This is a genomic window from Pseudomonas sp. CM27 (assembly GCF_013179515.1).
Classification (GTDB): Bacteria; Pseudomonadota; Gammaproteobacteria; order Pseudomonadales; family Pseudomonadaceae; genus Aquipseudomonas.
Genome location: NZ_JABMCN010000139.1, coordinates 1 through 15,570 on the forward strand (window position 1 = coordinate 1; position 15,570 = coordinate 15,570).

17 protein-coding genes and 2 pseudogenes are annotated in these 15,570 nt (G+C 64.0%); 8 read left to right on the forward strand and 11 right to left on the reverse strand.

The genetic code is table 11. The features are described from left to right. Positions 1 to 412: pseudogene (locus tag HP547_RS17570) on the reverse strand (amidotransferase); the annotation flags it as partial. 527 nt (positions 413 to 939) lie between these two features. Here HP547_RS17570 and HP547_RS17575 point away from each other — a divergent pair. After that, positions 940 to 1,740: a cytochrome c gene (locus HP547_RS17575; RefSeq protein ID WP_172286952.1), complete on the forward strand. Its 801-nt coding sequence runs from the start codon at positions 940 to 942 to the stop codon at positions 1,738 to 1,740. Between the two features lie 114 nt (positions 1,741 to 1,854). Here the strand turns inward: HP547_RS17575 and HP547_RS17580 are convergent, their stop codons facing one another. The 4 genes from HP547_RS17580 to HP547_RS17595 form a co-directional block, all read right to left on the reverse strand. Next, positions 1,855 to 2,187 carry a ribonuclease E inhibitor RraB gene (locus HP547_RS17580; protein ID WP_172286953.1) on the reverse strand — a complete coding sequence of 111 codons (333 nt, stop codon included), beginning with the start codon at positions 2,185 to 2,187 and terminating at the stop codon, positions 1,855 to 1,857. Positions 2,188 to 2,363: 176 nt separating this feature from the next. Further along, complete coding sequence (locus tag HP547_RS17585) at positions 2,364 to 2,600, reverse strand: hypothetical protein (RefSeq protein WP_172229379.1); 237 nt, start codon at positions 2,598 to 2,600, stop codon at positions 2,364 to 2,366. A gap of 203 nt (positions 2,601 to 2,803) precedes the next feature. Continuing rightward, the gene (locus HP547_RS17590; RefSeq protein ID WP_172286954.1) at positions 2,804 to 4,861 is read right to left on the reverse strand and encodes an LTA synthase family protein; all 2,058 of its coding nucleotides are present in this window, start codon (positions 4,859 to 4,861) and stop codon (positions 2,804 to 2,806) included. 141 nt (positions 4,862 to 5,002) lie between these two features. Next, positions 5,003 to 5,194 carry a PLDc N-terminal domain-containing protein gene (locus HP547_RS17595; protein ID WP_172230200.1) on the reverse strand — a complete coding sequence of 64 codons (192 nt, stop codon included), beginning with the start codon at positions 5,192 to 5,194 and terminating at the stop codon, positions 5,003 to 5,005. Positions 5,195 to 5,320: 126 nt separating this feature from the next. Here HP547_RS17595 and HP547_RS17600 point away from each other — a divergent pair, with 126 nt between their 5' ends. After that, positions 5,321 to 6,259 (forward strand): ZIP family metal transporter, encoded by a 939-nt coding sequence (locus tag HP547_RS17600; protein WP_172286955.1) that lies wholly within the window; start codon positions 5,321 to 5,323, stop codon positions 6,257 to 6,259. Between the two features lie 123 nt (positions 6,260 to 6,382). Here HP547_RS17600 and HP547_RS17605 read toward each other — a convergent pair whose 3' ends face one another. Together HP547_RS17605 and HP547_RS17610 are read right to left on the reverse strand one after the other, a co-directional pair. Beyond that, the gene (locus HP547_RS17605; RefSeq protein ID WP_172286956.1) at positions 6,383 to 6,913 is read right to left on the reverse strand and encodes a hypothetical protein; all 531 of its coding nucleotides are present in this window, start codon (positions 6,911 to 6,913) and stop codon (positions 6,383 to 6,385) included. Between the two features lie 59 nt (positions 6,914 to 6,972). Beyond that, positions 6,973 to 7,497 carry an ankyrin repeat domain-containing protein gene (locus HP547_RS17610; protein WP_172230195.1) on the reverse strand — a complete coding sequence of 175 codons (525 nt, stop codon included), beginning with the start codon at positions 7,495 to 7,497 and terminating at the stop codon, positions 6,973 to 6,975. Positions 7,498 to 7,767: 270 nt separating this feature from the next. Here HP547_RS17610 and HP547_RS17615 point away from each other — a divergent pair, with 270 nt between their 5' ends. Beyond that, on the forward strand, positions 7,768 to 8,040 hold the full coding sequence (locus tag HP547_RS17615; protein WP_172230193.1) for a DUF3509 domain-containing protein: 273 nt from the start codon (positions 7,768 to 7,770) through the stop codon (positions 8,038 to 8,040). 125 nt (positions 8,041 to 8,165) lie between these two features. Here HP547_RS17615 and HP547_RS17620 read toward each other — a convergent pair whose 3' ends face one another. The 3 genes from HP547_RS17620 to aroC form a co-directional block, all read right to left on the reverse strand. After that, positions 8,166 to 8,702, reverse strand: coding sequence for an oxidase (locus tag HP547_RS17620; RefSeq protein ID WP_172230191.1), 537 nt, complete (start codon positions 8,700 to 8,702; stop codon positions 8,166 to 8,168). Beyond that, positions 8,702 to 9,856 carry an MFS transporter gene (locus HP547_RS17625; RefSeq protein ID WP_172286957.1) on the reverse strand — a complete coding sequence of 385 codons (1,155 nt, stop codon included), beginning with the start codon at positions 9,854 to 9,856 and terminating at the stop codon, positions 8,702 to 8,704. Before HP547_RS17625 ends, HP547_RS17620 begins: the two co-directional genes overlap by 1 nt. A gap of 131 nt (positions 9,857 to 9,987) precedes the next feature. Continuing rightward, positions 9,988 to 11,079 (reverse strand): chorismate synthase, encoded by a 1,092-nt coding sequence (gene aroC / locus HP547_RS17630; protein WP_172228851.1) that lies wholly within the window; start codon positions 11,077 to 11,079, stop codon positions 9,988 to 9,990. 235 nt (positions 11,080 to 11,314) lie between these two features. Between aroC and HP547_RS17635 the strand changes: the two genes are divergently transcribed. Next, entirely contained in the window at positions 11,315 to 12,277 is a 963-nt protein-coding gene (locus HP547_RS17635; protein WP_172228855.1) for an alpha/beta hydrolase, read from the forward strand. Between the two features lie 65 nt (positions 12,278 to 12,342). Further along, positions 12,343 to 13,125 carry a hypothetical protein gene (locus HP547_RS17640; protein WP_172286958.1) on the forward strand — a complete coding sequence of 261 codons (783 nt, stop codon included), beginning with the start codon at positions 12,343 to 12,345 and terminating at the stop codon, positions 13,123 to 13,125. A gap of 110 nt (positions 13,126 to 13,235) precedes the next feature. On the opposite strand, the gene prmB is transcribed toward HP547_RS17640, so the two are convergent. Then, complete coding sequence (gene prmB / locus HP547_RS17645) at positions 13,236 to 14,144, reverse strand: 50S ribosomal protein L3 N(5)-glutamine methyltransferase (RefSeq protein ID WP_172286959.1); 909 nt, start codon at positions 14,142 to 14,144, stop codon at positions 13,236 to 13,238. Between the two features lie 180 nt (positions 14,145 to 14,324). Here prmB and HP547_RS17650 point away from each other — a divergent pair, with 180 nt between their 5' ends. The 3 genes and pseudogenes from HP547_RS17650 to HP547_RS17660 all read left to right on the forward strand — a co-directional run. Beyond that, positions 14,325 to 14,915 (forward strand): cysteine hydrolase family protein, encoded by a 591-nt coding sequence (locus HP547_RS17650; protein WP_156859403.1) that lies wholly within the window; start codon positions 14,325 to 14,327, stop codon positions 14,913 to 14,915. Positions 14,916 to 15,000: 85 nt separating this feature from the next. Continuing rightward, positions 15,001 to 15,321 carry a hypothetical protein gene (locus tag HP547_RS17655; protein ID WP_172286960.1) on the forward strand — a complete coding sequence of 107 codons (321 nt, stop codon included), beginning with the start codon at positions 15,001 to 15,003 and terminating at the stop codon, positions 15,319 to 15,321. Positions 15,322 to 15,494: 173 nt separating this feature from the next. Further along, positions 15,495 to 15,570 (forward strand): annotated as a pseudogene (locus HP547_RS17660) (Smr/MutS family endonuclease); the annotation flags it as partial.

Here is a 15,570-nt window from a genome sequence, read left to right on the forward strand (position 1 = left end):
CCGGGTCCATCCACGGCGCATGGGCCGCCAGCGTGTAGCGGTGGATGCCCACGCCCCAGCCTTTCTCGGCGCGCTCGGCCTTGCCGCCCAGGGTCAACGCCAGCAACTGATGGCCGAAGCACACACCCAGCAATTTCTCGCCACGCTCGTACAGTTTCAGCAGATACGCCTTGAGGGTCTGGATCCAGGCATCGGTTCCGAACGAATCGGCCTTGCTGCCCGTCACAAGGTAGGCATCGAACACTTCATTGTCGGCGGGGTAGTCGCCGTGCATCACGTTGTAGACACAAAATTCGGCGGCGATCGGCTGACGCGAAAAGAGCTGCTCGAACATCCTGCCGTAGCCCTGATACTGCGCGGTCAACTCCGGACGCAGGACATCGGTCTCAAGGATGCAGATGCGTAACGACATAGGAATAGTCCTGAACGACATGAGTGGGAATCTGCTGTAGAGACTGACGCGAAAGGCACGTACAAGCAAGTAGGCTGCACTGACGAACGGTCACATTTTGTCGGTATGTCGCCAGCAGTTGCGCCAGCGTCTAGTCAGAGCATGCCAGCCGGCTGGCACAAGGCCTCATAGCCACACGGAATCGTGCGGCTATACGGTTAGAACAAAGGGTTCTCAAAGATGCCTGACACACACCCTAGTGTTGGATGTATATGCACTTACAAGAGGCAGGCAGTTCAGGCGCCATCGACGCCACTGCGATCGACCCGCAGTACGACAGGGAAGCCAACGGGTATTCAGGAATAACAACAAGAAGGCGGTCCGCCATGTTCAGACAATCGAAAATTCGCCAAGCTGGGCTCATTCTTTTCGCCACGACTTTGCTGTTGATCTTGCCGAACCTGACACGTTTGTTCGGCTGACTGCGGCGGTGGCGCCAACGGGCAGTGCACAGGTAATCTGCTGGCCTTGATGGTCGGAGATTGCCCATGCGCCACTGCCTTGCCCTGTTGATGATGCTGCTGAGCCTGCCACTGTCGGCGGCGCAGCTGCACCTGGCGCTGGGCGCCAGCACGCGCGAGTGGAGCAGCGCCGAACTGCTCGGCCACCCGCAGGCGCGTGAAATCAGCATCGAACAGGACGTGTCCTATAAACGCCCCATGCACTATCGGGCGGTGCCGCTGGCCGCACTGCTGGAGGGTGTGAACGCCAGCGACCACCTGCAAGCAGTAGCGCTGGATGGCTTTGCCGCCGAAATGCCTGCTGCGCCGCTGCTGCAGCAAGGGCCTGCACGGGCCTGGCTGGCCGTGGAAGACCGGAGCAAGCCTTGGCCACCACTGAGCAAGGGCAAGCCGAGCGCCGGGCCGTTCTACCTGGTGTGGACGGCGCCGCAGGCCAGCGGCATACGCCCGGAACAGTGGCCGTTCCAGATTTCCACCCTGCGCCAGCTGTCGCCGGTGACGCAGCGTTTTCCGGCGCTGCTGCCCGACCCGACGCTGCCTGGCGACAGCCCGGTGCGCCAGGGGTTTGCGTTGTTCCAGCAGAACTGCCTGGCGTGCCATACGCTTAACGGCGCGGGAGATGCGCAGCTAGGGCCGGATTTGAACGTGCCGCACAACCCGACCGAGTATTTCCAGCCTGCTTACCTGCGCAAGCTGATACGTGACCCGCAGAGCCTGCGCCGCTGGCCGCAGGCGAAGATGCCGGGGTTTGCCGAAAGCGTGTTGAGTGAGCAGGAGCTGGATGCGCTGCTGGCCTATCTGGGGCATATGGCCGGGCGCAGGCCTTGACTGCGGTGCCTGGCCATTCGCGGGCATGCCCGCTCCCACAGGGATCGCACAGGTTTCAGGCCTTGTGAATATCTGTGGGCGTGGGCAAGTTTGCGAAAAAGCCACTACGGACCGTCAGGCAGTCAGCCGTTCGTGCTTGACGCCCCAGCCTTCCACTTCACCACCATAAGGTGTCACCAGCTGCTCGAAGGTCTCCTCGAAATCGCCAATCCCGCCATACGTGGCGTACATGACCTTGCTCAGCTCCAGGTGCCAGGCACCGTCGCCCATTTCGGTTACCTGGGCATTGAGGGATTCACCGCGAAACTGCCCGGCCGCACGGCGGGCCCCTGCTTCGTCGGGGAATACAGCATAGAACTCGATGGGGTGGATCCGGGTGAAGTCGAAACCGCCTGCTTTCATCTGGCGCAGGACGTTGCTGCTGATATCGTCGTTCTGGCTGCTCATGAATCGTCCTCCTGAATAAAGCAATGGATAGACTTTCCGTGCACTACGCACCTGCCGGCAGTGGCCGCGCAGTTCGAGCTGATGCAAGACGCGAATAGAAAAGGCACCAACCCGCAGAATAGGCAGGCACCTTCCACCAGCGTAGTGCCTGCAACGGCACCACGCAAACGTGTGGTTCAGGGCGCTTCGTGGATGCTGGTGATGGTGACGCCGCTCTGTTCCTTGAGCCAGCGTGCAGTGGGGGAAATGGCGCGGTCCTGGAAGTCGTTGAGGTCAAGCTCGTCCATCACCGGAAACAGGTGCGAACGGATCGCCCGCGCGGCGTCCTCTTCGCTGGGGATATGCTCGGCATGCAGCAGCAACCTGGACGGTTCGCCTTTCTGGTCGGCAAAGATGACTTCCCACTCTTTCATTGAACGAGCCCTCTCCATCAAATACCACAAGGTGTGTGATGCCTGAATAACTGACCTTGGGGTTGGGAGAATGTTCAGTCTGTGCCGGCCTCTTCGCGGGTAAACCCGCTCCCACACGGATACCATCAACCTCAGGCCCTGTGACTTCCCTGTGGGAGCGGGTTCACCCGCGAATGGGCCGCAAAGCGGCCCCTGTTGCCACCTTACTTCGGCGTACCGTGCACTACACCCGCGGTGTTATCCAGCAGGCTCTTGGTCGCCGTCTGGATATACGCTTCCAGCTTCTTGAGCATTTCCGGCTGGTCCGGGCTTTCGATCAGCTCGGCCTTGAACTCGCTGCCCAGCTGGTAGCGGTACATGCGCGGGGTCATGTCCTTGGACTCGATCAGGATACGGTCGCCCTGCACCAGGCCGACGATCTGCTCGCTGCCCGACGGCTTGATCATGCCCGAACCCTGGTCGCCCTCAGGCAGGTTGAGCAAGTCGCGGCCCCAGCACTGGTGCCGGGCCTGGCCACCCAGACGGCCCATGATGGTCGGCACGATGTCGACCTGGGTGCCCACGGTGTGGTCGACCGCGCCGAACTTCTCCTGGATACCCGGGGCGATCAGCAGCAGCGGTACGTTGAAGCGGCCCAGGTCCAGCTCGGTCACCTGCTGGTGGTTGCCAAAGCCATGGTCACCCACGATGACGAACAGGGTGTCCTTGAAGTACGGCTCTTTACGCGCCTTCTCGAAGAACTGGCCCAGCGCCCAGTCCGAGTAGCGCATGGCGGTCAGGTGCTCGTCCAGGCGGCCTTGCCCGGTAACCTTCTCGACCGGCAGGTCTTTAGGCAGCGCGTACGGGGTGTGGTTGGACAAGGTCTGCAGCAGGGCATAGATCGGTTTTTTGCCATCATGCTTGGCCAGCTCCTCGTTGCCGCGGTCGAACATGTCCTGGTCGGACACGCCCCACGTCGGGTCGGAGAACACCGGGTTGACGAAGTCGTTGCGGCCGATGAACGTGGTCATGCCCTGGTTGCCGAAGAACCCGGACTGGTTGTCCCAGGCGAAGTCGCCGTTGTACACGTACACGTCGTCGTAATTGCGGGCGCTGAGCAAGGCCGGCAGGCCCGACAGCTTGTGGCCGCCTTCCGGGGTCTGCATCAGGTATTCGAACCCGGGCAAGTTGGGGAAGCAGGCCATGGTGGCGAACATGCCCTGGTGGGTATGGGTGCCGTTGGAGAAGAAGCGGTCGAACAGCAGGCCTTCTTTGGCCAGCTTGTCGAAGTACGGCGTGATGTTGTTGGGGCTGCCCAGCGCGCCCACCGAGTGGCCGGCGAAGCTTTCCATCAGGATCACCACCACGTTCTTGATCGGCAGGGTGCGCTCGGCCGGCGGCAGGAAGTCGCGGCGGATGGCAGCCTCATCGGCATCGACCAGCGTGTCGTGGGCGGTCAGCAACTGCTCGCGCACGCTTTGCGTGGCCACAGCCTGGTCCAGCACCGGCTTCCAGATGTTGGCGCGGTCTTCGCCGAAGCGGCTCTTGGCGGCGTCGATCAGGGTCAGGGTGCCGTTCAGGCCCAACTGGTTGACGAAGTTGGAGTCGGTGGTAAAGGCATCACCCCAGCGCATTGGCGGGCCCTGGCGCAAGGTGCCACGGGCGGCGACCACGGCCACCAGCAGAATCACCATGAATACCGCCAGGCGGTTGTACCACGGCGCCACGCGCTGCACGCCATCGCCACGGGTGATGCGGTCGATGCCCTTGAACAACAGGCTCAGCAGCCAGGTGCCAAAGGCCCAGGCCAACAGGTAGCGCACCACCGGGAAACCGTACCAGAGCATGCTCATGACGGTTTTCGGGTCTTCCTTGATGTACTGGAACACCAGGCCGTTGAGGCGCTGGTGGAACTCGCGGTAGAAGTCCATTTCCATCAGGCCGAGGAACATCACCACGCTCGAGGTGAGGGTCAGCCAGAAACGGAACACGCCACGCCGGGCCATCGCCCAGGGGCTGAGAATGGCCAGCAGCAGCGGTATGCTGAGGTACACCACCACCCGCAGGTCGAAGCGCAAGCCGTTGAGGAAGCCCTCGGCGACGGTTGTATAGGGTGTATCGCCGATCATGTCGCTGTTGTAGACCAGCAGCGCGAGGCGCACGAGGCTGAGCATCAGCATGATCACCAGGGCGCTGAGCAGCGTGTAGGCCAGGTGGGATTTCAGGGTCGGCGAGAACGACGCTCGCCCGCCCCGTTGCTTCAGGGCGTCCGTGTTAGCCATGAATGGGAAGGTCCTAGGATTGCGGTTTGCGGAGATGGCGCTGGTGCTAGACCAACGCAGCATTGTGCGGGTGCGGATTCTGTTTAAACCAATGTGAAAATTTTGTCACGAGGGTGTTGCCGGTTTTGTCTGCGCCGGCCTTCAAATGCGCGCATTCCCCCGCGGGCCGGCAATCGCCCAGATCACCAGGCCCACCACCGGCAGCAGTGCGATCAGCAAGATCCACAACACCTTGATGCCCACCTCGCGGCCACTCTTGATCACGTTGAAGATGGCCCAGATATCCAGCGCCAGTATGATCAGCCCTACCAGGCTGTTGAATGTAGACCCCATGCCATGGCTCCTGTGCTAAGGCTTTGCTGCACAGCATAGCCAGCTATCACGTCGATAGAGGGGAAACCTTGGCAATGCGGGCCGGTCACTGCATAAACTGCCTTATACGCCGAATCCGAGGTTCACATGCCCCCAGCCCAGAGTCACAGCGCCGCCCCGCCCTCCCCCCTCAGTGCCTGGCGGCAACAGATAGCCAGCAGCCCGTGGGTGGGCGCCGGCCTGGCGTTGAGCCTGCTGGCCGTGCTGGCGCTGCTGGCGGCGAGCCTGTGGAATGCCATTCATGGCGACCATGCCGAAAACCTGCACCTGGCGGCGCTGGGCGGGTTTGCCGGCTTCGGCGCCACCGCCCTGGGCGCGGTACTGGCCGTGGTGCTGCGTGATGTCAGCACGCGCAACCAGGATGTGATGCTGGGCTTTGCCGCCGGCATGATGCTGGCGGCCAGCTCATTTTCGCTGATTCTGCCGGGGCTGGACGCCGCCCGGGACATCACCGGCAGCGGGCCCGCCGCGGCCTTCACCGTGGTGCTGGGCATGGGGCTGGGTGTGCTGCTGATGCTGGGCCTGGACCGCTTTACCCCGCACGAGCATCAAACCGTCGGTGTGGTCGGGCCGGAAACCGAGCGCTTCAGCCGGGTGTGGCTGTTCGTGCTGGCAATCACCCTGCACAACCTGCCAGAGGGCATGGCCATTGGCGTGAGCTTTACCAACGGCGACATGAACATCGGCCTGCCGCTGACTACCGCCATCGCCATCCAGGACATCCCCGAGGGGCTGGCCGTAGCCTTGGCCTTGCGGGCAACCGGGCTGTCGAACATGAAGGCGGCTCTGGTGGCGGTCGGGTCGGGGCTGATGGAGCCGCTGGGTGCGGTGATCGGCCTGGGGATTTCCACCGGCTTTGCCCTGGCCTACCCGATCAGCATGGGGCTGGCGGCGGGGGCAATGATCTTTGTGGTCAGCCACGAGGTGATACCCGAAACCCACCGGAACGGGCACCAGACAGCGGCGACCCTGGGGTTGATGGGCGGGTTTGCGGTGATGATGTTTCTGGATACCGCGCTGGGCTGAACTTGAAGTTACCTGAACCGGCCTATTCGCGGGTGAACCCGCTCCCACAGGTATCCCACTGCAATTGAGTCCAGTGATGATCCTGTGGGAGCGGGCGAGCCCGCGAAGATGCAAACGCCGAAATCAGACGTGGACAGCCACTTTCAGGGCTTCCAGGGCCGGCTCGACCTTGATGCCCACTTCGGCCCCAAGCGCCTGGACCCGCGCCAGGTCATGCTGCCCCACCATTACCATCTGCAGCTCGTCATCCAGCAACTGGCTGAAATTCAACAGCACATAACCGCCGGCCTCTTTGTTCAGCGCGCCCATCTGCACCTGGATGCGGTTAAGTGCAGTCAGCGGCTCGGTACGGGCCAGCTGCTTGGGCTTGAGGGTGAACGGCACGCTGTTGTCGAATGAATCGCTGATCTGCTGGAACAGGTCCTGGTAGCTGTCAGCCTGGAACACCACGGTGTCCGGCAGGCTGCCCAGCACCACCCATTCGCCCAGCGGCATGGGGAAGCTGTCGTCGTAATTGATGTCAGGGTTGGCGGCCAGGAAGGCGGCCGGGTCGGCGTAGGCCTGGGCGGCCTCGTCGGCAATGCGCTCGATGTCTGCCTCGAGCATGCAGCCAGCGCCGATGAGGCTGATGAATTCGAGCAACTGAGTTTTCATGAAAGGGGCCTGCGACGGGTGAAAAGTCGCCAAGGATAGCCGCAAAAGCCCCTTTGCTGTTAGCCGGCCAGCGCCTGCAGGCGCGCCGTGGCGTCCACGGCACCCATGGTCTGCGCCGCCATCAGGGCGGTGGCACCGCGGGCGTCCTGGTGGGCCGGGTCGGCGCCTTGTGCCAGCAGATAGTCGAGGATGTCGCTGCGGTTGAACATGGCCGCCAGCATCAGCGCGGTGCGCCCGTCCTGCGCGCAGGCGTCCACTGGCACGCCATGCTCCAGCAGCAGGCGGATCATGGCCAGGTCGCCTTTGAAGGCGGCGCCGGCGATGGGCAGTTGCCCGTTGTCATTGGCGATCAGCGGGTCGGCACCCTGCGCCAGCAGCACGCGCACCGCGTCATGGTGGCCATGGTAGCTGGCCAGCATCAGCAGGGTGTCGCCCTTGTGGTTGCGCAGGTTGGCCGGCAGGCCGCTGGCAAGCAGGCGCGCGAGCATTTCGGCATCGCCGTGGCGGGCAGTGTCGAACACCTGTTCGGCGAAGGCAGCGGTTTCATCGGCAGTCATGGTGGCGGGCGCGGTTTGGCTGGACATCGGGAACCTCCTGGCAGAAATCGGTGCCTAAGTGTTTGTCAGGCTCACGCTTTGGGTCAAAGGTTCAGTTTCTATCGAGCCGATAGGCACAAGCCGGGCCGTGCAAAATGCACTGTGCAAATTGCACGACCTTGCAGGATGCACGGTAACCCCTCTGAAAAATCTTTATAAATCACTGATTTCAAAGGACTTTTCTGCAAATCAATTTCTGGCACGGTCACTGCAATCTACTTCATCACGATTGCCACACCACCTTTGTCAGGAGTTGATATGGACCTCATCCAGGAAAAGTTCGTTTCGGTATTCTCGGCTTATCAGGTCAATACCCAGCCCCGCCCCGATGGCGGCGTGCTGCTGACCTTGCGTGCTGCCGATGGCAAGGTGACCCGCCGGGTGCTGACCTACGGACAACTGCACAGCGCCGAACAGCTGTCCTGGGCGATCAGCGCCATTCGCCGCGATCTGGCTGAGCAGGCCAGTGAATTGCCGGTGATTACCATGCTGCAGAGCCAACAGCGGTTTGCCCTGCCGACCTATCGTTGATTTTTGTGGTGGTATCAAGGGCCTCTTCGCGGGTGAACCCGCTCCCACACTGATCGCGTAACCCTCAGGGTTCGCAGTCAATCAATGTGGGAGCGGGTTTACCCGCGAAGAGGCCCGCGAGGCCACTACAGCTCGTCAATCCCCGGGAATGCCCGTGCAGTCAGATCTCCGGTAAACCGCGGTTCCACGCCCTGCTCGCTGCCAAACACGCGCACCGCGAGGCAAAACGGCGTATCACCCAGCTCCACCCAGCGCCGGGTCCCCGCCGGGACCAGCAGTTGGTCACCCTTCTCGCACAGCACCGAGTACACCCCTCCAGCAAGCCGTAGGCCAACTTGTGCGCGCCCGCTGACAACTGCAAATACCTCGTCGCTGTCGTGCACATGCTCATCGCGCACATCCACCTGCGCCGGGTCTTCCCCATCACGGTTGAGCAGCACGAAGGCCTTGCAGCCATGCGCCGTCATCAGCTGGTCCAGGTACCCTCGGCAGGCATCCAGTACCTCGTCCCGGGCCGTACCCGGGCGCACCCGCAGGCCGTGTTCGGCATGCGCAAAATGCACGCCCTGCTCGGCCAGGGTGGCGGCGATGTCATCATGGTGGGTCAGCACCTTGTTCGGCAGTTCCGGGCTGGCGGGGTGGAAAACGCTGAGAATGCTCATCAGGGGCGGGTCCTGGCAGGTTGCGAACAAAGGGCCATGATAACGGCTGCAGCCAAGGCTGCGGCACTGGCCATACCAAAGGTGAAGGCGGGCCCCAGCAGCTTCCAGCTGTAGCCCGAATACAAGGCGCCCAAAGCGCCGCCGGTACCCGACAGCGCGGCGTACAGCGCCTGGCCCTGGCCCTGCTGGCGGGCACCGAAGCTGGCCTGGACGAAGGCAATGCAGGCGGCATGGAAGCAACCGAACGTGGCCGCGTGCAGCAACTGGGCGAATATCAGTACTGTCGGCTCGTCCGCCAGGTTACCCAGCAGCAACCAGCGCACAGCCGCCAGCAGGAAGCTGACCAGCAGCACCCGTTGCACGCTGAAGCGGGCGAACAGGCGGCTCATGAGCATGAACATCAGCACTTCGGCCACCACCCCCAGCGCCCACAGCAAGCCGATGGCACCCCGGCTGTAGCCCAGGTGCTCCAGGTGCAGGGTGAGGAAGGTGTAGTACGGCCCGTGGCTGAGCTGCATCAGCGCCACGCAGGCATAGAATGCGATCACCCCCGGGGCGCGCAGCTGCTGCAGGAAACCACCCGCGCTGCGGCGCTCGCCCTGCTCCACCGGCTGGGCATTGGGCACCCACAGGCTGGCCGCGACGATGCCCGCCATGATGGTCACCAGCGCTACCGGGTAGATATCCAGGCTCAGCCATTCGAACAGCCGGCCCAGCCCCACCACGGTGAGGATGAAGCCGATCGAGCCCCACAACCGCACCTGGCTGTAACGCGCGGTCTGCCCGTGCAGGTGCGCCAGGGTTATCACCTCGAACTGCGGCAGCACGGCATGCCAGAAGAACGCGTGCAGGGCCATGACCAATGCCAGCCAGGCGTAGCTTTTGCCGAAGAAGATCAGGGCGAAGCTCGCCAGGGTCGCCAACGCCCCCAGGCGCACGATCAGCAGGCGCTGGCCGCTGCGATCGCCCAGCCAGCCCCACAGGTTGGGCGCCACGCAGCGCATCAGCATGGGGATGGCCACCAGCTCGCCGATGCGCGCCGGGGAAAAGCCCAGGTGGTCGAAGTACAGCGCCAGGAACGGGGCGGTGGAGCCGAGCAGGGCGAAGTAGAACAGGTAGAAAGTGGACAGGCGCCAGTAGGGGATGGGTTGCATGGGGTGGCCTTGTGGGAACCTGGGCCGGCCCTATCGCCGGCAAGCCAGCTCCCACAGGATCACCTCATACCTGAAGACTGTGGGGTACCTGTGGGACCTGGCTTGCCGGCGATAGGGCCGGTGCAGGGGAATCAGCGCTGGCCCAGCACCGGGGTATTCACGCGCACATCGGCATTCTGCGCACGGTGGCGCAGCAGGTGGTCCATCAGCGCAATGGCCATCATTGCCTCGGCGATCGGTGTGGCACGAATGCCCACGCAAGGGTCGTGGCGGCCTTTGGTGATGACATCCACCGGATTGCCGTCAACGTCGATGGAGCGGCCCGGGGTGGTGATGCTGGAGGTCGGTTTCAGCGCCAGGTGCGCCACGATCGGCTGACCCGAAGAGATGCCACCGAGGATGCCGCCAGCGTTGTTGCTGAGGAAGCCTTCGGGGGTGAGCTCGTCACGGTGTTCGGTACCGCGCTGGGCAACGCTGGCAAAGCCGGCGCCGATTTCCACGCCCTTGACGGCGTTGATGCTCATCAGCGCGTGGGCCAGCTCTGCGTCGAGGCGGTCGAAGATCGGCTCGCCCAGGCCCGGCATCACGCCCTCGGCGACCACGGTGATTCTGGCGCCTACCGAGTCCTGGTCACGGCGAAGCTGGTCCATGTAGGCCTCCAGCTCCGGCACCTTGTCGGGGTCGGGGCTGAAGAAGGCGTTGTGCTCCACCGATTCCCAGGTCTTGAACGGGATTTCGATCGGGCCCAGCTGGCTCATGTAGCCGCGCACGGTGATGCCCTGGGTGGCCAGGTACTTCTTGGCGATGGCACCGGCGGCCACGCGCATGGCGGTTTCGCGGGCCGAGCTGCGGCCGCCGCCGCGGTAGTCGCGGATGCCGTACTTGTGGTGGTAGGTGTAATCGGCGTGGGCCGGGCGGAACAGGTCCTTGATCGCCGAGTAGTCCTTGGACTTCTGGTCGGTGTTGCGGATCAGCAGGCCGATCGAGCAGCCCGTGGTACGGCCTTCGAACACGCCGGAGAGGATTTCCACCTCGTCGGCTTCCTGGCGCTGGGTGGTGTGCCGGCTGGTGCCGGGCTTGCGCCGGTCCAGGTCGTGCTGCAGGTCGGCGAGGGAAATTTCCAGGCCGGGTGGGCACCCATCGACAATGGCGACCAACGCCGGGCCATGGCTTTCGCCAGCGGTGGTGACAGTGAACAGCTTGCCGTAGGTATTGCCGGACATGGACGCTCCGCGAGATCAGCCTGAAATGGACGAAAGCGGCAGTATACAGATGGATTGGTTGTCTGTACTGGCCCTATCGCCGGCAAGCAGGCTCCCACAGGTTTACCACAGGCCCAGGCATTGTGGATTCCCTGTGGGAGCTGGCTTGCCGGCGATGAGGCCGAACCTGCATACAAAGCCCGAGAACCTTCCCGCAGACATTGGGTCAAACCCTCATCTCCCCATGTAGTACCGCCTGATGTCGCGCCTCGTCGCCTTGTTCCTGCTGTTGTGCTCCGGCCTGGCCCAGGCCGCCGCCCCCACCGTGCTGCAACGCCCGATCGACCTGGACACCGGCCAGGGCGTGCTGCACGGCAGCCTGCTGCTGCCGCAACAGGCCACCCCGCCACCGGTGGTGCTGATCATCGCCGGCTCCGGCCCCACCGACCGCAACGGCAACAACCCGGCTTCAGGCAGGGTAGACAACCTCAAGCGCCTGGCCCTGCTGCTGGCCAACGAGCATATCGCCAGCGTGCGCTACGACAAGCGCGGTGTGGCTGCCAGCCAGCCGGCCACGCCCGACGAGCGTGACCTCAGCGTGGAGCGCTACGTGGCCGATGTGGTCGCCTGGAGCCACAAGCTCAAGGCCGACCCGCGCTTTGGCCCGCTGATATTGATCGGCCACAGCGAAGGCGCACTGATCGCCAGCCTGGCCGCCGAGCGGGCCGGCGCCAGCGCCGTGATCACCCTGGCCGGCAGCGGCCGCCCGCTGGCCGATGTGCTGCGCGAGCAGCTGGCACAACGCCTGCCGCCGGCGCAGCTGGCCGGTGGCAGCGCCCTGCTCGACCGCCTGCAGGCCGGGCAGACCAGCCTGGAAGTGCCGGCGCCGCTGCGCCAGGTGTTTCGCCCCAGTGTGCAGCCGTACCTGATTTCGCTGTTCCGGCAAAACCCGGCTGCAGCCTTTGCCCGCCTGCCCATGCCCGCGCTGATCGTGCAGGGGCGCAACGACGTGCAGGTGGACGTGGTCGATGCCCAACGGCTGAAGGCCGCCAAGCCGGATGCGCAGCTGGTGTTGATCGACGGCATGAACCACATGCTGCGCATCAGCCCCAAGGGCATGAGCCAGCAGCGCGACAGCTACCTCAACCCCGAGCTACCGCTGGCGCAGGAACTGGGTGAGCGGATTGTGACGTTCATCCAGCATTTGCCTTCGGCGTGAGCTGAACAGGCTCAGGTCCTTGGCAAGCCTGCCGATACAGCAGGCATAGCCGAGGACAAGCCCCGATGACAACCACACCCGCCGCCGTAGAGCCGGCCGAAGAGGCCCAGCAACCCCCTGCCCTGCCCTGGGCCGACCTGGCCCCGGAACACTTCCAGCTGCTGCGCCTGGCCGCCCTGCCCACCGACCGCAGCACCGGCGCGCGGCCGCTGCGTTTTGTGCAGTTCGGCTATGCCGAGCGCCATGACAAGGCGCGCAGCCTGCTGCGCATGGAGATCCAGCTGCCCGGGCAGAAGGTGCACAAAGAGCAGAACCGCCTGGACATCCGCGTCGACCATGCCGAGCACCTGGTGCGTATCGGCAGCGAGCATGGCCTGCAACTGGAGCCCGTCAACCGGGGCATCGGCCGCTTCCTGCTGGCCCAGGCTGCGCAGTGGCTGCAACGCCGTTGGTCGCATTACCGGGTCGAGGGCATGGCGCTGCCGAGCAAGGATGCGCTGAGCGAAGACTCGCGCCTGCGCCGTGACCACTGCTTGCGCGGGGTGGGTATCGCCGTGGAGTACGAAGACAGCCAGCACCTGAAGGGCCGCACCGTGGACATGCCCGTGGGCCAGCTGAAAGCGGCCTGGAGCAACGAGCGCCTGCAGCGGGTGGACATTCTGGATGCCGCCAACCTGCTGCAGCAGGCTGACCAGCAATTGCTGGAGAAGGAAGCGCAATTGCGCGAGCGCGATGAGCGGGTGGCCAAGTACCACCGGGAAGACAGCGGGTTGCGCTTTACCATCACCTGCCTGGTGGCATTTGCGGTGTTTCAGGCGGGGCTGCTGATCTGGATTGCTACCCGCTGAGACCGCGTTGCCTGCTTCGCGGGTAAACCCGCTCCTACAGGGATAGCACCGGGCCCGAGGCCAGTGATGGCCTTGTAGGAGCGGGTTCACCCGCGAAGAGGCCCTGCAGGTCAGACCCGGGCTTTGAACAGTTCCTGATGCTGGCGGCACTGCTCGGAGGTCAGCATGAACACGCCATGCCCCCCGCGCTCGAACTCCAGCCAGGTGAAGTCCACCTCAGGGTACAGCGCCTCGACATGCACCTGGCTGTTGCCCACTTCGACAATCAGCAAGCCCTTGTCGGTCAGGTGGTCTGCCGCCTCGGCCAGCATGCGCCGCACCAGGTCCAGGCCATCATTGCCGCAGGCAAGGCCCAACTCGGGCTCGTGGTGGTATTCGGCCGGCATGTCGTCGAAGTCTTCGGCATCGACATACGGCGGGTTGGACAGGATCAGGTCGAAACGCTGCCCCGGCAAGCCGCTAAAGCCGTCACCCTGCACGGTGAACACACGGCCGTCCAGGCCATGGCGTTCGATGTTCTGGTTGGCCACTTCAAGGGCCTGGAACGACAGGTCGGCCAGCACCACCTCGGCCTCGGGGAACACGTCGGCGGCGACGATGCCGATGCAACCCGAGCCGGTGCACAGGTCGAGGATGCGCGCCGGTTCGCTGGCCAGCCACGGCTCGAAGCGCTTTTCGATCAACTGGCCAATCGGCGAACGCGGCACCAGCACCCGTTCGTCAACGATGAACGACATGCCGCAGAACCAGGCCTCGCCCAGCAGGTAGGCGGCCGGCACGCGCTCTTCGATCCGGCGTTTCAACAGGTGCTGCAGGCGTACCCGCTCGTCGTCCTCGAGCATGCAGTCCAGGTAGCTGTCGGCCACTTCCCACGGCAGGTGCACCGCGCCCAGCACCAGCAGGCGGGCCTCGTCCCAGGCGTTGTCGGCACCGTGGCCGAAGAACAGATCATGCTCGTGGAAGCGGCTGACCGCCCAGCGGATGTAGTCGCGCAGCGTGCGCAGACGGGATGTGATCACGGGGTACTCCTATTTCAGACCGTACAAAAGTCTAACAGCCCAGGCCGTACATTTGTTCCCCCGGATCGCCCCCAGGCTAGCCACAAGCCAGTAACTACGCCGCTTGCGTTGTCAACCATTCCCATTGGCGCCAATGCAAGGGAGAATAGGTGTACAAAAGCCCTGCTCAAGGAGCCATTGATGTCCGTTCCAACCACGATGTTCCGCCTCACTGGCCGCGACTACCCGCCGGCCAAGCTGAGCCACGCCAGCCTGATCATCATCGATGCGCAAAAGGAGTACCTCAGTGGGCCCCTGCAGCTGTCGGGCATGGACGAGGCCGTGGCCAACATCGCCAGGTTGCTCGACGCCGCGCGCAAGAGCGGCCGTCCGATCATCCATGTTCGCCACCTGGGCACCGTTGGTGGCCGCTTCGACCCCCAAGGCCCGGCCGGCCAGTTCATCCCGGGGCTGGAGCCCCTGGAAGGCGAAACCGTCATCGAAAAACGCATGCCCAACGCCTTCAAGAACACCCAGCTGCACGAAACCTTGCAGGCGCTGGGGCACCTGGACCTGATTGTCTGCGGTTTCATGAGCCATTCCAGCGTCAGCACCACCGTGCGCCGCGCCAAGGACTATGGTTATCGGTGCACCCTGGTGGAAGACGCCTCGGCCACCCGTGACCTGGCCTTCAAGGACGGGGTGATTCCGGCCGCACAGATCCACCAATGCGAAATGGCCGTGATGGCCGACAACTTCGCTTGCGTGGCCCCCACCGCCAGCCTGATCTGAACGGCGGGCACGACCGCCCGGCAGCCGGGCGGAACCCGATGGGCGGCAGCAGGTCGAATTCCGGATATCCACAGAGGAGAGCGGAATGAAGCTCAAAGGCAGTTTTGACGCCAAGCGCCTGCGCCCGCGCGAACCGCGTAACTGGGGCGCTCGCCTGGCGGCTGGGCTGTCGGCCCTGCTGGCGACACTTGGCGTGCTGCTGGCAATGGCCGGGGTTGCCGGCCTGCTGGGCAACTACCCTGCGCTGGCGGAACTCAACGCCAACAAACCGCTGGCCGGCATCCTGGCCGGGGCGGGCTTGCTGCTGTTGTGGCTGGGGGTACGCTTTTGGCGGCGCAGCCGCATTCGCTTGCGCCGGGGGCGGGAATTGAACCTGTCGCCGCACCTGATGAAAAAACACGATTGATGGGTGTGTATAGCCTTTGCGGGCCTCTTCGCGGGTGAACCCGCTCCCACAGGGATGTCGGATTGCCCGGGCCTGTAGCGATCCTGTGGGAGCGGGTTTACCCGCGAAGAGGCCGGCACAGGCTGCAGAAGGCCCCACAGTCGCGTAAACTACGCCGCCCACGTGGAGGCATCATGCAAGACGACGATTTTTCCCTGTTCAAGGCCGAAGTGCGCGGTGTCAAACCGATCCGGCACGACCGCGCCGAAG

Coding starts and splice junctions, on each gene's coding strand:
- HP547_RS17575 (WP_172286952.1), top strand. CDS start 940: ATGCGCCACTGCCTTGCCCTGTTGATGATGCTGCTGAGCCTGCCACTG.
- HP547_RS17580 (WP_172286953.1), bottom strand. CDS start 2,187: ATGAGCAGCCAGAACGACGATATCAGCAGCAACGTCCTGCGCCAGATG.
- HP547_RS17585 (WP_172229379.1), bottom strand. CDS start 2,600: ATGAAAGAGTGGGAAGTCATCTTTGCCGACCAGAAAGGCGAACCGTCC.
- HP547_RS17590 (WP_172286954.1), bottom strand. CDS start 4,861: ATGGCTAACACGGACGCCCTGAAGCAACGGGGCGGGCGAGCGTCGTTC.
- HP547_RS17595 (WP_172230200.1), bottom strand. CDS start 5,194: ATGGGGTCTACATTCAACAGCCTGGTAGGGCTGATCATACTGGCGCTG.
- HP547_RS17600 (WP_172286955.1), top strand. CDS start 5,321: ATGCCCCCAGCCCAGAGTCACAGCGCCGCCCCGCCCTCCCCCCTCAGT.
- HP547_RS17605 (WP_172286956.1), bottom strand. CDS start 6,913: ATGAAAACTCAGTTGCTCGAATTCATCAGCCTCATCGGCGCTGGCTGC.
- HP547_RS17610 (WP_172230195.1), bottom strand. CDS start 7,497: ATGTCCAGCCAAACCGCGCCCGCCACCATGACTGCCGATGAAACCGCT.
- HP547_RS17615 (WP_172230193.1), top strand. CDS start 7,768: ATGGACCTCATCCAGGAAAAGTTCGTTTCGGTATTCTCGGCTTATCAG.
- HP547_RS17620 (WP_172230191.1), bottom strand. CDS start 8,702: ATGAGCATTCTCAGCGTTTTCCACCCCGCCAGCCCGGAACTGCCGAAC.
- HP547_RS17625 (WP_172286957.1), bottom strand. CDS start 9,856: ATGCAACCCATCCCCTACTGGCGCCTGTCCACTTTCTACCTGTTCTAC.
- aroC (WP_172228851.1), bottom strand. CDS start 11,079: ATGTCCGGCAATACCTACGGCAAGCTGTTCACTGTCACCACCGCTGGC.
- HP547_RS17640 (WP_172286958.1), top strand. CDS start 12,343: ATGACAACCACACCCGCCGCCGTAGAGCCGGCCGAAGAGGCCCAGCAA.
- HP547_RS17650 (WP_156859403.1), top strand. CDS start 14,325: ATGTCCGTTCCAACCACGATGTTCCGCCTCACTGGCCGCGACTACCCG.
- HP547_RS17655 (WP_172286960.1), top strand. CDS start 15,001: ATGAAGCTCAAAGGCAGTTTTGACGCCAAGCGCCTGCGCCCGCGCGAA.